14 protein-coding genes are annotated in these 14,124 nt (G+C 48.3%); 10 read left to right on the top strand and 4 right to left on the bottom strand.

From position 1 onward, the window contains the following. The first annotated feature begins 18 nt into the window (after positions 1-18). On the top strand, positions 19-384 hold the full coding sequence (locus tag Q1A04_RS00420) for a YkvA family protein (protein WP_299699655.1): 366 nt from the start codon (positions 19-21) through the stop codon (positions 382-384). A 233-nt stretch (positions 385-617) separates the two neighbouring features. Then, entirely contained in the window at positions 618-2,942 is a 2,325-nt protein-coding gene (locus Q1A04_RS00425) for a S46 family peptidase (protein ID WP_299699657.1), read from the top strand. Positions 2,943-3,006: 64 nt separating this feature from the next. On the opposite strand, the gene Q1A04_RS00430 is transcribed toward Q1A04_RS00425, so the two are convergent. Further along, positions 3,007-3,393 (bottom strand): hypothetical protein, encoded by a 387-nt coding sequence (locus tag Q1A04_RS00430; protein WP_299699659.1) that lies wholly within the window; start codon positions 3,391-3,393, stop codon positions 3,007-3,009. Positions 3,394-3,527: 134 nt separating this feature from the next. Between Q1A04_RS00430 and Q1A04_RS00435 the strand changes: the two genes are divergently transcribed. From Q1A04_RS00435 to Q1A04_RS00460, 6 genes are all read left to right on the top strand, one after another. Beyond that, a complete protein-coding gene (locus Q1A04_RS00435) occupies positions 3,528-4,901 on the top strand; it encodes a tyrosine-type recombinase/integrase (protein WP_299699661.1) in 1,374 nt (457 codons plus the stop codon). A 752-nt stretch (positions 4,902-5,653) separates the two neighbouring features. Further along, positions 5,654-6,058, top strand: coding sequence for a hypothetical protein (locus Q1A04_RS00440; protein WP_299699663.1), 405 nt, complete (start codon positions 5,654-5,656; stop codon positions 6,056-6,058). Between the two features lie 93 nt (positions 6,059-6,151). After that, positions 6,152-6,622 (top strand): hypothetical protein, encoded by a 471-nt coding sequence (locus Q1A04_RS00445; protein ID WP_299699665.1) that lies wholly within the window; start codon positions 6,152-6,154, stop codon positions 6,620-6,622. An 80-nt stretch (positions 6,623-6,702) separates the two neighbouring features. Then, positions 6,703-7,128, top strand: a complete 426-nt coding sequence (locus Q1A04_RS00450; protein WP_299699667.1) for a hypothetical protein — start codon at positions 6,703-6,705, stop codon at positions 7,126-7,128. Positions 7,129-7,283: 155 nt separating this feature from the next. Further along, positions 7,284-7,565: a type II toxin-antitoxin system RelE/ParE family toxin gene (locus Q1A04_RS00455; protein WP_299699669.1), complete on the top strand. Its 282-nt coding sequence runs from the start codon at positions 7,284-7,286 to the stop codon at positions 7,563-7,565. A gap of 10 nt (positions 7,566-7,575) precedes the next feature. Next, positions 7,576-7,875, top strand: coding sequence for a HigA family addiction module antitoxin (locus tag Q1A04_RS00460; RefSeq protein WP_299699670.1), 300 nt, complete (start codon positions 7,576-7,578; stop codon positions 7,873-7,875). A 138-nt stretch (positions 7,876-8,013) separates the two neighbouring features. On the opposite strand, the gene Q1A04_RS00465 is transcribed toward Q1A04_RS00460, so the two are convergent. The 3 genes from Q1A04_RS00465 to Q1A04_RS00475 form a co-directional block, all read right to left on the bottom strand. After that, the gene (locus Q1A04_RS00465) at positions 8,014-8,229 is read right to left on the bottom strand and encodes a hypothetical protein (RefSeq protein ID WP_299699672.1); all 216 of its coding nucleotides are present in this window, start codon (positions 8,227-8,229) and stop codon (positions 8,014-8,016) included. Positions 8,230-8,560: 331 nt separating this feature from the next. Then, complete coding sequence (locus Q1A04_RS00470; protein ID WP_299699674.1) at positions 8,561-9,439, bottom strand: SDR family oxidoreductase; 879 nt, start codon at positions 9,437-9,439, stop codon at positions 8,561-8,563. Beyond that, a complete protein-coding gene (locus Q1A04_RS00475) occupies positions 9,436-10,422 on the bottom strand; it encodes an SDR family oxidoreductase (RefSeq protein ID WP_299699676.1) in 987 nt (328 codons plus the stop codon). Before Q1A04_RS00475 ends, Q1A04_RS00470 begins: the two co-directional genes overlap by 4 nt. Positions 10,423-10,562: 140 nt before the next feature. Here Q1A04_RS00475 and gndA point away from each other — a divergent pair, with 140 nt between their 5' ends. Both gndA and nirK read left to right on the top strand, forming a co-directional pair. Continuing rightward, entirely contained in the window at positions 10,563-12,458 is a 1,896-nt protein-coding gene (gndA, locus tag Q1A04_RS00480) for an NADP-dependent phosphogluconate dehydrogenase (protein WP_299699678.1), read from the top strand. Positions 12,459-12,636: 178 nt separating this feature from the next. Beyond that, positions 12,637-14,115, top strand: coding sequence for a copper-containing nitrite reductase (nirK, locus tag Q1A04_RS00485; protein WP_299699680.1), 1,479 nt, complete (start codon positions 12,637-12,639; stop codon positions 14,113-14,115). The last annotated feature ends 9 nt before the right edge of the window (positions 14,116-14,124 follow it).

The following is a 14,124-nucleotide window of genomic DNA, read 5'->3' on the forward strand; positions in this document are numbered from 1 at the left end:
GGAAAAGCTGGCGGACTTATGTCCAAACCCGTCAAACTAGGAATGCTTCTGACTGCCGCCTATGGCAAGTTAGTGGACGTAGACAGCGACAAGAGCGGTTTCGATCAGGTGAAAGAGGTGATGCAGACCTTCATCCGGCTTGTGAAAGCATATATCAATGGTAATTACCGCGATGTGTCTAAAAAATCGATGCTTGTGGGCGTGGCGGTACTGCTATACCTTGTTACGCCACTCGATGTGATCCCAGACTTTATACCTGTCATCGGTTTTCTGGACGACATCAGCCTGATGGCTTGGTTCATTGATTCCTTCCAGAAAGAGATCACCAATTTCAAAGCTTGGGAGAGTAATAAGAATTTTGAACCGACAATTGGTACGTTGTAGAGTTTGGGAGTTATACCTGTAGGGACAGGTCGAGACCTGCCCGCGCATTAGACTAATCTATGCAACTGGATCTAATAGTTGGGCAGACTTTTTTTCTCCGTTAGTAGGGTACCGTACTTCGTGGGGTGCTTCTTTGCACGATTGGACAGGTCGCGACCTGTCCCTACAGGTATACCTTTAAACTCATATTTCTTCCTTATCTTCGGCTTTCAAAACCAACACATAAACTAACCATGATCAGTAAGCGCATTATAGCATTTTTTGCTGCGGCCTGTCTGAGTTTGGGTATAAGCACGGCCAAGCCTGATGAAGGCATGTGGCTGCCTATGCTCCTGAAGCAACTCAACGAAGCCGAAATGCAGAAAAAAGGCATGAAACTCACTGCCGAAGACATCTACAGCATCAACCAGTCAAGCCTGAAAGATGCCATCGTTTCGTTTGGCGGATTTTGTACAGGCGAGATGATCTCTTCGGAGGGACTTCTGCTGACCAACCACCACTGCGGCTATGGTCAGATCCAGAGCCACAGCTCCGTAGAAAAAGACTACCTCACCGAAGGCTTCTGGGCCATGAACCGGGAGCAGGAACTTCCAAACCCGGGTCTGTTCGCTACCTTCATCGTGCGTATGGAGGATGTTACACAGCAGATTCTGGCGGGCATACCGGCCAACGTAACAGAGGCCGAACGTGAGAAAATGGTGCAGCAGAACATTGCCAAGGTGCGCCAGCAGGCGACAGCCGGTACGCATTACGATGCCATCATTCGTCCTTTCTTTTATGGCAACGAGTACTACATGTATGTAACCGAAACCTTCCGTGATATCCGTCTGGTAGGTGCTCCCCCATCGTCTATCGGCAAGTTCGGTGGCGACACCGACAACTGGATGTGGCCGCGCCATACCGGCGACTTTTCCATTTTCCGCATCTATGCCGACGAGAATAACAATCCGGCGGAGTACTCACCGAACAACAAGCCTTACAAACCGAAGCACCACCTGCCGATCTCTATGAGTGGATTGCAGGAGAATGACTTCACGATGGTGTTCGGTTTCCCGGGCCGTACAAATGAGTACCTGACCTCGCATGCCATCGAGGAGATCTACGAAGTGTCTAACCCGCACAAGATCAAGCTTCGAGATACTAAACTCGCCATTCTGGACAAGGATATGAAAGCCTCTGATGCGGTGCGCATCCAGTATGCCGCCAAGTACGCCAGTGTGGCCAATGCTTGGAAGAAGTGGATCGGTGAGAACCGCGGTTTGCGCAAAGCCAACACCATTGCCCGCAAGCAGGAACTAGAGAAGCAGTTCACGGCATGGGCCAATGCCGATGCCAGCCGCAAGCAAACCTATGGCAATGTTATTTCGGAACTTGAGCAGAACTACAAGCAGCTGGAGGGCATTACGATTTCCCGTGATTACATAATGGAAGCGGCATGGGGTGTTGAGCTGGTTCGTTATGCCAACGACTACATCAAGCTAAACGAACTTTTAGAAGCCAAAGCGCCACAGCAGGAAATCAATGCGCAGCTGGACCGATTGGAGAAAGGTGCTGCCAGTTATTTCAAAAACTACAACGCCCCTACCGACAAGAAAGTGTTTGTGGCCCTGATGGGCATGTACGCCGACAACATTGACCCGAAGATGCAACCGACGGCGTTCAATACCGTGCGCCAGAAGTATAAAGGTGATTTCAGCAAGTACGCTGACGAGGTATACGGCAAATCACTCTTCACTTCCGAGGCTGGAGTGCGCAAAGCGATTGCCGACATCAGATCCGGCAAAGCCAACCCGCTGAAAAACGACCCGGGCTTCCTGTTGGCCAGCAGCATCAATGACTATTACCGCACCAATGTAATGCCAACCTATACCAAGGTAAACGACAATCTGAACCTGCTCTACAGAACCTATGTGGCCGGTCTGCGTGAGATGCAGCAGGATCGCAAGTTCTACCCGGACGCCAACTCCACCCTGCGTGTAGCCTATGGTAAAATAGAGCCTTACGAGCCGGTGGATGGCGTGAAGTACAAGTACTACACCACACTGGAAGGCATCATTGAGAAAGCCGCTTCGGGTGCCGCCGAGGACTACGCCATACCTGCCCGACTGCAGGAACTGTACGACAAGAAAGACTACGGCCCTTATGGCGTAGACGGGCAGCTGCCGGTTGCCTTTATCGCGTCGAACCACACCACGGGCGGTAACTCCGGCTCCCCGGTGATAAACGCAAACGGTCAATTGATCGGCACGAACTTCGACCGCAACTGGGAAGGCACCATGAGTGATCTCACCTACAACCCGAACCAAGTACGTAACATTTCGGTGGATGTGCGCTACATGCTCTTCATTGTAGACAAGTTTGCCGGAGCCGGTCACTTGGTGCAGGAAATGACGCTGGTAAACGACAACACGTCTGGTTTGCCGCAAGTGGACGCACGCCGCAAGGCTGAAACTCCAGTTGAAGCAACACAGCTCTCCAAGAGGGAGCAGCGCAAAGCCGAGAAAGCCGCTAAAAAAGCAGCTAAGAAAAAAGAGAAGGAAGCAGAGGTGATAAATTAAACTGAGCCTCTTTCCTATTTTACAAAGCCCCGTCTGGTCTTCAGGCGGGGCTTTTTTGTTTACGCTATACCTTATTCTGCTCCATGTAAGGCTGCCAGTTGACGATGAGCACCTTCTCGTCGGGCAGCAGAAAATAGCCGTAGTCGTAGCAGAAGTGGTAGGTGTTGCCCTGCTTGGTGCGATAGAGGTGGGTGAAGTGCCGGAAGTCGAAGCCGGCCACTTGGAGCACCTCCCGCCTGAGGGTGGTCTTGCCCTCGGGGCTGTGGCGCTGCAGCACAAAGCGGTTGTGACGCAACTTGTGGTTGATCTCCTTCATCAGGCGTTCGCCCTCGTCCTCGGAGCGCCGTCGGTTGCTGGCCGCGGCGCGGCACTGGTTGGAGCAGTACCGCTTACCGACCCTACCCACCAGTGGCTGGTCACAGGCTTCACAGGTTCTTTTCGTATTATCCATAAGCTATATGCTGTTATAAGCGCATACAAACGTTTATAACGATTTTAAACGTTTGTATGCGCACTTATGCGCATAGTCTGCGCTTAAGTACGTGGAATACCCGAATTTAGTGTCAGTATCACCGTCTACGCACTATGACTCATACCAATTCCCAGCCAGCTGTTTACCTTAACGCCCTCGAGCATGAGGGGAAGCGCTTCATCCGCCTTTGGTTCAAGGCCAACCCTTTTATTGCCAAGCGTTTGAAAGAGGCCCCATGGGTCAAGTACAGCAAAACCTACAAGTGCTTTGTGATGCACCGCACCGACCAATGCATTGAGAAGCTGCACCAGCACTTCGAGGGGCTGGCCAAGGTGGACGCCCGCTATCTGGACAGGCCTAAACGTCTGCGTCCCGCTGAAGGGGCGACCATACTGGCCTCATCCCAAGCCTCCGACCCGCTGCCTCGGGTGACCGCCCTGCCTGTGGTGCGCCTGCAGCCGCTCGAGTACGAGGGCAGGACGCTCATTCAGCTTTCCTTCCAGTACAGCAAGGAGATCTATACCTGCCTGTGGCGCTTCAGCGGCTGCACCTGGCTAAAGGAGTTCAAGTGCTTTGCCATGGCCAACGAGAGTGCGCTGTTCCATGAGCTGCTGGACGTGCTGGAGGGCACGGCGCAGGTGTGGCTGGCCCAGACGCTGCAGCTACGGGACCTGCCGCTGCAGGCGCGGCTCTGGGAGCAGGGCTACGTGAAGGGACCGGCCTACATTGCCTGCCCCCTGCCAGTTATAGAGAAGCTCTTCCTGCTCAACTACTCCATGAACACCATCCGCACCTACCACGCCCTGCTGCTGCGCTTCCTCAACGGGCACAGCGCTCAGGGACTGGATAGTATAAACGCCTTCTCAGCCGAGGAGATAAACCGCTACCACCGGGGCATGGTGCAGAGCCAGAGGTACTCCCACTCCACCGTGAGCCAGTCGATCAACGCCGTCAAGTTCTACTTCCAGCGGGTGCTGGGCCGCCACAGCGTGCGGCTAGAGGACGTGGAGCGCCCGGAGAAGCCCAGCCGCCTGCCGCAGGTGCTCAGCAAGCAGGAGGTGCTCAGGATTCTCTCCGTCACCGAAAACCTCAAGCACCGCTGCCTTTTGCAACTGCTCTACGCCGGGGGCCTGCGCATCAGCGAGGTCATCAACCTCAGGATCACCGATGTTCAGTCTGACCGCAACCTGCTCTTTATCAGGGGCGGCAAGGGCAAGAAGGACCGCACCACGCTGCTCTCGCAGAAGCTTCTGGAGAGCCTGCGGGCCTATTATAAGGAGTACCGCCCCAAGGTGTGGCTCTTTGAGGGGCAGACGGGCGGTCAGTACACGGTGGAGAGCATCCGCAGCGTCTTCAGGGCCAGCATGGGGAAGGCGGGTGTGAAGACGAAGGCCACGCCGCACACGCTGCGCCACTCCTTTGCCACGCACCTGCTCGAGCAGGACCACCGAGATCTACACCCACGTGACGAGCTACGCGCTGGATAAAATTACCAGCCCACTGGATTGTTTGTAGAATTATCTTATATTAGCTGAAGTAAATATAAAAATGATGAAAGCGGAGAAAAACGGCCAGAAAGGTGCTTTGGATATGCTAAGAATGGAGATATTCCCCTTCGCACATAGTGCCAATAACCGTATGTTCACGCTTTCGAGGTAGTTGGGCATAATACGAATAACGAAATAACCATACAGTTACCTGTTCTCAACAATAATTCAATTAAAGTTTGACACCTGTGAATATTTTAAAAAAAATATTAGTTTCTATAACTTCAGCTTTAGTTGGTTTAATTTCGATTCCCATATTAGCCTTCGATTTTTCGACAATTCATTTTCCTGTACTAATTATTTATTTTCTACCAGGGTTTAGCATCTCTTTGATAATTATATTCGAAGTCTTAACTAAAGTCCAAAGCTTAGAGCTTGTTTATCAATTCATTCAAGGGCCAAAAATATTTCTGTTGTTTTTTGTCCTCCTCATAATAGAATGGTTTTTGATGTACCTAGTACAACCAATGAATGATCAAGTTTTTACATCTCAATTCGCTACTGCGGTAATTCTAGCTATAATAATGTATGGTAGATTAAGTGAAAAATGGAATGTATTTCCAGCTGGGCCTTGAATTGAAACTGAAGATTAAAAGTAATTTGCCCAACAAGGTATACAAGTCACACTTCGGCTACGCCTCGTTCGTCTTTTATACAAGCCGTTGGCAAAAATATAAGTTATAGAAAAGTGGATGATAGAAACGAATAACGATAGCCACCATAGCTTAGCCCAGCAGGTAACGATAATTGCCTCTCATATGGTGACCTTGGTTATAGTTCAGTTCATACTCATGCTCTTTGTAGGCTTAGTAGTAGGAATGGGGCCAGAAAGCACAATGAAAGGTTGGGTAGAAGCTTTCACCTTTACACTTGCGTTTGCTACTATTCTCTACAGCTACTATAGATTAAGAAAGCAGTATATGAAGGTGCTGGTGTATTCGTTATTGAACTTGATTCTTTTGGCTGCGGAAATCTATTTTTATGTGGAAATACTCAAATGGGATATTGCCTTAGGCTTTATGATAATCATCTTGGCAGGAGCTTTTATACCATTGAATTATCTCCTGTTGAATTTGCTAATCGAAAGAAAAAGGTAAAATTACCGTTGCCAACAAAGTTCAGCCCTTATCCTCGGCTCCGCCTCGCCCATCGGCTGCACGAGTAACGTTGTATGGGATTAAAACTATAGAATGAACGACCTGATGGAATTTGCCTTAGGCTACTACGAAAAAAGAATCAAACAGGAGTTCGCTACAGATGATGTTGGAATCACTTTAGAAAGACTTGGCGGAAAGAGCTTTGAAAAAGTAATTTCAGTGGACTTAAAAAATCCAGACTTACTCAACCAGCAAGAACTGGAAGTTGAAATAGCTGAAGTCATCAAATTTATTCAAATCAGCTTCCCAAAGACCTATAGTAATCGCCCCGTCTGGTTTAGGACAAATGTAATTGACCAAGCTGTAAATGACTACGTTGGAATCGGGCTGTTGAATTTTGGTGGGCCTTGGTTAAAGTATGTAATTTGTTCTCTAAGCTTCGATAGAGCCGACCAAAGCGGAGACACATTAATGACAGTATTTGATACTGATTTCCAGTGGGCAATCAACTTCGAACTATCGCAGGACAACAGTTGCTTGACTGTACAAAAATTTGAAAAATAACCCCATACAACAAAGTATAGCATCTATGCTGCGGCTGACGCCTTGCCATTTGCTATACCAGCACGTTGTACCAAATAGAAATGATAAATAGAAAGACTGGCTTCGTTGAATTGGCTTTTGATAAAACTATAAAGCCTACAATGACACTTGGAGAGATAAAAAGTATGGACATTGGAGAAAGCCAGTCTGAACTAGATATGGGGAATGGCTGGAAATGGTATAACGTCAGAAATGTAAAAGTCGCTAACCTATACTTTATTATATCTTTTGGCTTTCTTGATGAAAGACTAAAAGAACTAAGCTTGGGGTTTAGCAAATTAAAGTATGACCTAAGTAAAGGCTGGGAATCATGCAGTGAAAAAGAAGAAAGGCAAAATGACGTCATTTTTAACAAATGGCTCAATACAGAGTTGGGTTCAGAGAGGACAATTAGTTGGGGTGAAGTGTGGGTAGGCTATGATGAAAAAGGCGGCAGCAGCTCCATCGGATTAAGGTATAATAACTAAATGGTACAACACAATGCTTAAGAAACCTTGCTTACGCTTCGCCCATAAGCTGCACGAGTCACGTTAGGCTGTATTTCAAAGAATAAAAATTCTACAAATCTTTTAAGAATTAAACTTAATACTTACTTTTGGCGTTAGTAACGTTAAAAGTAAGTATGATTGTATCTTTCGGGTCAAAGGAAACTGAAAAAATATGGAATGGGGAAAGGGTAGCGAAGCTGCCTATTGAAATCCAGACGATTGGAAGACGTAAATTAAGAATGCTAAATAACTCTCAGGATATCGCTGACCTTCGAATTCCTCCTTCCAACAGATTGGAGAAGTTAGCTGGAAATCTGAAAGAATTCTACAGTATCAGGATAAATAGCCAGTGGAGAATCATCTTTCAGTGGAGTAACGGCCAAGCATCAGAAGTAGAAATTATAGATTACCACTAAAAAGAACAACATGGAGCGACTACTTAATATCCATCCGGGAGAAATACTACAAGAAGAATTTCTTGTTCCTCTTAATATCACTGCCTACAGACTCTCAAAGGACATTGGAATTCCTCAGACCCGAGTATCTGAAATTTTGAAAGGAAACAGGCGCATTACAGCAGACACGGCTTTGAGGCTAAGCTACTACTTTGGAAACTCTCCTAAGTTTTGGCTGGGTTTGCAAGATGATTACGATTTAGAAGAAGAGAAGTCTAACAAGCAGCAAGAGTTGGAATCCATAAAACGATTTAAGAAAAACACAGCCTAACCCGGTGCAGCTTTAACCTTTGCTTCGCATCGGCATCGGCTGCACAAACCCGTTAGTTGAATTAAATAAGTGTATCATGTGCCCTACTTACACCCATGATTGGGGAAGCAGTAAATTAGCATAAAAGCACACAAACTTTTACCAAATGGCGGGGGCACATGAAGTGACAAATCCAGATTCTTTTATCTTGGTTTGATTAGTCGTGTTTTCTTCGCTTTCGTTCGATTTAATTGTATTGCTACATTGACCAAGCACCACCCAAATAATTACAAAAATTAGAATCGTACTGAAGCATCCTCCACCTAGTTTTTTAGCACCATAGCCAGCAAGCAATCCTCTGAATAAGTTATTCATAGTAGTATTTTTATGTGTCTCGTTAGAAACGACATTTGGAATATGAAGTTTTACTTACGTGCCCAACCGTTCCTAAAAAGTTATTTGCAGAAGGTTATATGGTAGGCTTGCTGCTTTATCCTAGTCTAAAGGGGTGGTAAGGTGGAGTATGGGAGCTAAACTTAGAGATACTTGAAAAGACGAAGGTTAGAGATTTCATTGAGTATAGAGCAGAACCCTACACTGAATAAATAAAGTGGTGAAAAACACGATACGCCAACAAAGCACAGGGATTACGTTCGGCTGACGCCTCACACATTGCCTGTACTAATCCGTTAAGGCAACAACTATCTTACATTCCCACCCTGCTGTTCTTCTCTTCTTTCAATGATACACTCTCAGTTTTTGAAGATGCTTTGTGTGTTTCAGCGTCCAAATCGTCTTCTGCACCATCCTTAAAAATTCTTTTAAGGATGTAACTCTTAATGGAGAATGGCAGAATACGTCCTAAGCGAATCAGGAACCGGTTTTTCCAGCCGGGTATAATCAACCCCTGTTTGTTGAACAAGCCAGCTATTGCACTGCTAGCCACTTCTTCTGGGGTTTTCGTTAAAATTCCATTTCCCTTTTTAACATGCTGGTTGCGCTTTTGCATGCTATTAGTGCTAGTTGGACCGGGGCAAAGACAGCTCACATGTATATTATAAGGCTTTAGCTCCATTTGCAGCGACCTAGAAAAGGTCAGTACAAAGCTTTTGGTGGCAGCGTAAACACTTTTATAGGGCAGCGGCATAAGGGAGGCAAAGCTCCCGACGTTCAGGATATAGGACTCCTCATTCTCCCGGAGTTTGGTCACAAACAAATGCGTGAGCGCCACGACTGCCCCTACATTTAACTTGATCATGCTTTGATATTCAGCAAGGTCAGCCTCCTGAAAATAACTGTAATTGCCGATTCCCGCATTGTTTATCAGTACATTGATCGTTAGCTTTTGCGCATGACACCAATCATACAGGTATTGTATGGCATGCGGAGCGGTCAGGTTGAGTTCCAGCGCCTTTACGTCCACCCCATACTGCTGCTGCAAAAAGGAAGCAGTCTCTGCCAGTTCAGATTGTTGTAGCGCAACCAACACGAGGTTTTGTCCGCGTTTGGCGCACTCATCCGCCATGGCCTTGCCTATGCCGGCGCTGGCTCCAGTTATAAGCGTATACTTTTTTTCGATAATCATGCTTCTTGTAGCGATCTGAGTGTTTTTTCTAATCCCTCTTGTAAAGGTGTAATGGTATAGCCTAATTCGTTTATCGCTTTCTGGCTCGATACGCTCCAGTCAGCCAAATACTTTCTGGCCCATTCGGGCGTAATCAGAGGCCTTCGGTATGTTAGCCTCGCCCCTAGCTCAAGCCCACTGCTTGCCAGAAGCAAAAGCCACGGCGGCATGTGGAGGAGAAAGCGTTTCTTGCCTGACAATTTACTTATAAGGTCAAACAGCCGGTTGTAAGAGGCGTTCTCCCCACCCAGCAGATAGCTTTCCCCGCTTCTCCCCTGCTCCAAAGCTAGTAGGTGGCCCTTTACCACATCATCGATGTAGCAGTAGTTGCCCACTTGTTTTCCATCGCCCGGTATTATGCGCCACTTACCGGACAGGTATAGCCGCAATAGTTTGGCGATGCCATTGCTGTCGCTCTCCTTCCCCGGCCCATACACGCGGCTAGGGTTCACGATCACGACCGGAAGGCCTCTTTTGACAAAGTCCTGCGCCAGTTGCTCCGCTTCCGCCTTTGTGCTTTCATACAAGTTCGTAAAGGGTCTTTTTAGCTCTGAAGCCTCATTTACGGGGTTGTCGGCGCTCGTTGAAGGACCGTACACACTTGCCGTTGACGTGACAACTACCTTTTTCACTTTGTGTTTGAGCGCGGCATCCAATACGTGTTGCGTGCCCCTTACATTTACGCGTCTGTAAATAGTAGCATCGTTTGGCCAGAGTTTGGCATAGGCGGCTAGGTGAAAAACCGCATCCACACCGTTCATTGCCTGATCAATGACCTGTGTTTCGTCTAAATCTCCTTCATATACCTTTACGCCAATTGCTGTCAGATCAGCTGCCTTTTCTTTCGATCTGACCAGTGCATTCACTTCATAATTTCTGTCAACCAGTTCCTGTGTCAGCTGATGACCTATATACCCTGTCGCACCGGTAATAAATACTTTCATAGGATACTATTTACATATCTCAATGCTTTATTGTTTTCAGAGTTCATCAAATTGAAAACTACTCTTCCGATATCCGTACACAAACGCATCAGATCAAATGACAGATGGCCTGAAATAGGACCATTAAAACTCCAATAGGTATGATTTACATTGTGATGGGCGTATCGGGAAGCGGAAAGACAACGGTTGGGCTAAAACTTGCTGACTGGCTCGGGCTTCCTTTCCACGATGCGGATGATTACCATTCGCCGGAGAGTATCAAAAAGATGAGCCAAGGTATACCACTGGCAGATGAGGACCGAATACCTTGGCTGGAGCAGTTAGCCGGTCTGATTACCCGTTGGGAAAAAGAAGGAGGCGCTGTGCTGGCCTGCTCGGCGCTAAAGGAGCAATACCGTAAAACGCTGCAGTCTGTTCCGCACATCAATTGGATTTACCTCGATGGCTCCCGTGACACTATTCTGGGACGTCTGCAGTCCCGCCACGCGCATTACATGGGCCCATCGCTGCTGGAGTCTCAGTTGGAGGCGTTGGAGAAACCTGCCTATGGTATACATGTAGATGTTTCACTCAGTCCTGAGCAGATTGTGCAGGAGGTAATAAAAAAACTAAAGCATATGATTCCCCTTTCTGAATTTGGAGTAATTGGCCTAGGCGTGATGGGCAAAAGTCTGGCGCTGAACTTGGCTGACCGCGGTGTGAGTGTATCCATGTACAACCGCCACGTGCCGGGCAAAGAAGAAGGTATAGCCGAGCAGGTGATAAACGAGAATCCCAGCGTTACCAATATTAAAGGTTTTGACCAACTTGAAGAGTTCGTGCAGTCGCTGGATAAGCCGCGCAAGGTGCTGCTCATGATCTATGCCGGCGCCATTGATGCCCAATTGGAAACGCTTATGCCTTTGCTTGAGCCCGGGGATGTGGTGATAGACGGCGGCAACTCCTATTATAAGGACACTTCCCGTAGAACAAAGCTGCTTTCCGCACAAGGGCTCCACTTTGTGGGCACCGGTATATCAGGTGGCGAAGAGGGCGCCCGCAAAGGGCCGTCTATTATGCCGGGTGGTCCCCGCCAAGGCTATGAACAGGTTGCGAAGTATCTGGAGTTGATTGCCGCCAAAGATAAAAATGGAAAGCCCTGCACCACTTACATCGGTCCAGATGGTTCCGGGCACTTTGTAAAGATGGTGCATAACGGTATCGAGTACGCCGAGATGCAGGCGCTGGCAGAGGCCTATTCCCTTATGCGCTACATGTTGGGGATGGCTCCCGAAGAGATCGCTGACACATTCAGCGGCTGGCAGCAAGGCGGACTGGGAAGCTACCTGCTGGAGATCACCATCGATATTCTGCGCAAAAAGGAAGACGGCGAACTGCTGCTTGACAAGATACTTGACCAAGCGGAGCAGAAAGGGACTGGTGGCTGGTCGGCGGCCGTCGCGCTGGACTATGACGTGCCCTACGATACGCTCTCAGAAGCCGTTATGGCCCGTGCCCTCTCCGCCATGAAAGCGGAAAGGGTGAAAGCCGCAGCACTGTACAAATCCGGATACACGCCAGCTGATACAGATAGAAAGGCATTTGTCAGCAGTCTGAAAAACGCCTACCAGTCCACCCGCATCATCAATCACGAGATAGGCTTTAACTTGATGCGGGAAGTTTCGGTTCAACTGGATTGGGAGCTAAATTTCAGCGAGATTGCCCGCATCTGGACCAACGGCTGTATTATCCGCTCCGAATTGATGGAAGACTTGGCTGTAATTTACAAAACAAGTGACGGCTTACTTTTATCACCCGCTTTGGCGGACAGCATGCGTAGCTGGCGAAAAGACTTTGCCTATGTGGTGGCAGAGGGCCTGCAGCATGGTTTTGCGCTGCCCGTGCTCTCTTCCGCCCTAAATTATTTGCTTGGGTATAGCACGGCAGACTCTCCCGCCAACCTGATACAGGCGCAGCGTGACTATTTTGGGGCGCATACCTACCAGCGTAAGGACAGAGAGGCTGGCATGTATTTCCACACACAGTGGAAGGAATAGGTAGCTGAGTAATTTTGACTATAAGCCTCACTTTTGTCCTGAAACAATGTTTAAACACATTATAATTATTATTATACCTAAGTGACTAAAGTCACTATTGCAACTGACGGCTGTCATAAGAATAGAAGAGATTGGGGTGTTCTTTTGTAACCATAAAGACACTCTAACAGCAATTCTTATGAAACGGTCACATTTACCTAAAGCAATACGGCTGGCGATGGTAGGCATCTTCTGCCTAGGCATTGCCTCATCCTGTGGCACCAAGACCACAAATGCCGAGATACTCAACTCCCTTAATGAGACGGAGACTCCGGGTGAGATGCCTGTCATTGAGGCGGAACTGACGGATGCACCGAACGTGCCAGCGCAGATCACGCGTAAGCATGCCGCCAAAGTAGTGGTTCGTCTGGAAGTAACAGAAGTTGTGAAAAAAATGGCTGACGGGGTAGACTATACCTTCTGGACGTTTGGCGGCTCGGTACCGGGCAAGTTTATCCGTGTCCGTCAGAATGACGAGGTGGAGTTTCACCTGATGAACCACCCGGACAGCAAGAACCCGCATAACATCGACCTGCACGCTGTAACCGGCCCGGGTGGTGGCGCTGCCGCTACCTTTACTGCCCCCGGTCAGGAAACAGTTTTCAACTTCAAAGCGCTGAACCCCGGATTGTATGTTTACCACTGCGCTACAGCCCCAGTTGGTATGCACATTGCCAACGGTATGTATGGCCTGATCATGGTAGAGCCTGAGGAAGGTATGGAACCGGTTGACAAGGAGTTCTACATCATGCAGGGTGACTTCTATACCAAAGGCGCCTTCGGCGCTCCTGGTCTTCAGCCATTCGATATGGAGAAAGCACTTGACGAGAGACCATCTTACGTGGTGTTTAACGGCTCCGTAGGTGCTTTGACAGGTGACAATGCCATTACGGCCAAAGTAGGTGAAAAAGTTCGCCTCTTCGTTGGTAACGGTGGTCCGAACCTGGTGTCTTCCTTCCACGTGATCGGTGAGATCTTCGATACGGTGTATCCTGAAGGGGGCACAAACGTCAATAAAAACGTGCAGACTACCCTGGTGCCTGCCGGTGGTTCAGCCATTACAGAATTCAAACTGGATGTTCCGGGTAACTATGTGATCGTGGACCACTCTATCTTCAGAACCTTCAACAAAGGTGCACTGGGCATGCTGAAAGTAGAAGGTCCGGACAACTTGGCGATCTTCTCAGGACAGACAGAGCAGAAAATATACCTACCGGAAGGATCTACCGTGCAGGAGATGCCGAAGTCTAACACCCCTAAAGCCGCCTTTGCCTCTAACAAGGACATGCGCCTAGAACTCGGTAAGACCCTATACGCCCAGAACTGCCAAGCCTGCCACCAAGCAGAAGGCCAAGGTATAAAAGGTGCCTTCCCTCCGCTTGCCAAGTCTGACTACCTCAATGCCGACGTAGACCGCTCTATTGGTGTGGTGGCGCATGGTCTGGAAGGACAGATAAAAGTAAATGGCGAGGTATACAACAGCACCATGCCTAAATTGAAACTGTCTGACGAAGAGATTGCCAACGTGATGACTTATGTGATGAACAGCTGGGGCAACAAAGGCGGCGAGATCACTCCTGAGCAGGTGAAGAAGGCGAAAGCCAACTACAAGCACTAATATTAACGC

This window comes from uncultured Pontibacter sp. (genome assembly GCF_947499215.1).
Lineage (GTDB): Bacteria > Bacteroidota > Bacteroidia > Cytophagales > Hymenobacteraceae > Pontibacter.